The organism is Bifidobacterium imperatoris (assembly GCF_002860405.1).
Classification (GTDB): Bacteria; Actinomycetota; Actinomycetes; order Actinomycetales; family Bifidobacteriaceae; genus Bifidobacterium; species Bifidobacterium imperatoris.
This window is the reverse complement of sequence record NZ_NMWV01000053.1, coordinates 1-1,069: the sequence shown is the minus strand read 5'-3', so window position 1 is coordinate 1,069 and position 1,069 is coordinate 1. Positions and strand designations below refer to the sequence as shown.

The following is a 1,069-nucleotide window of genomic DNA, read 5'->3' as shown; positions in this document are numbered from 1 at the left end:
CTGGTATGCCGGTTGTCGCGCCAGCGGCACGGCCGGTTGGCCACGTTCGGAAGGGATAACCGCTGAAAGCATCTAAGCGGGAAGCCTGCTCCAAGATAAGCATTCCATAGGATCCCCGGATCCTTGAACCCCCCATGAAGAACACGTGGTCGATAGGCCGGACGTGGAAGCCCCGCGAGGGGTGGAGCCGACCGGTACTAACGGGGAAAGGCGAAACCCTATGCCAACATCTTCGATTGTTGGCGACCGTGCTGCGCACAATGACACGCGGACGACAGAAAGACACTGCATCGTCGCGGAACATCGGAAAACGAACATCAGGAAGCGTCCACCATCCGGTCCCCGAACCACCACATGCCGGCCAAGACATGGTCTTGGACCGTATAACAGAAGATTTGCGGCGGTCATGGCCCAGGGGAGACGCCCGGTCCCATTCCGAACCCGGAAGCTAAGGCCTGGCACGGCGATGGTACTGCACCCGACAGGGTGTGGGAGAGTAGCACACCGCCGCATACACACGTCACACAGGCACGGTAGAGCACACGCTCCCGGGCCTCAACTTATATCTAGACATTTGTGGTTCGTCCGTATAATGCACGAACCACAAATGTTCAAATGTTCTTTCTATATGTCAATGCGTTCTTTACACTAAGAGATTGCTATGCATTACTTCACCCCCAAACGTTGCGCCACCTCGAACAAAATCATGTACCACGACAAGGTACAGGCGCAGCGTGCCGCCGATCAAAGTTTTATTGAGCGCGGGGCGGAACTCTGGGTGTATCGCTGTGAATATTGCAATTGCTGGCATTTAACCCATCGTGATCCACAACTTAGCTACAAGCATGTGCCACTCAACCAAGAATTAAAGCCTCACAGCCGCAAACGTGGCTATAAGCCTCGTCGCCGCTAACTACGTTATCCTCTGATATGCAGCAGTTTTACCAATATTGCCAAACGAAACAGTCAGCGTATACGCAATAAATGTTTGCACCGATTGGTCGATTTCCACGCTTAAGGCGAATACAACAGCAACGGATTACTTAGGGAAATCGTTAGAACGCGGCTG

At 53.4% G+C, this 1,069-nt stretch carries 1 protein-coding gene and 2 rRNA genes; all 3 read left to right on the top strand.

Going from position 1 to position 1,069, the window contains the following annotated elements:
- Positions 1-220, top strand: a 23S ribosomal RNA gene (locus tag Tam1G_RS11375); the annotation flags it as partial.
- A 176-nt stretch (positions 221-396) separates the two neighbouring features.
- Positions 397-513: ribosomal RNA gene (gene rrf, locus Tam1G_RS11370) — 5S ribosomal RNA — on the top strand.
- Between the two features lie 148 nt (positions 514-661).
- Positions 662-913 (top strand): hypothetical protein, encoded by a 252-nt coding sequence (locus Tam1G_RS11365; protein ID WP_033891898.1) that lies wholly within the window; start codon positions 662-664, stop codon positions 911-913.
- Positions 914-1,069: the final 156 nt, after the last annotated feature.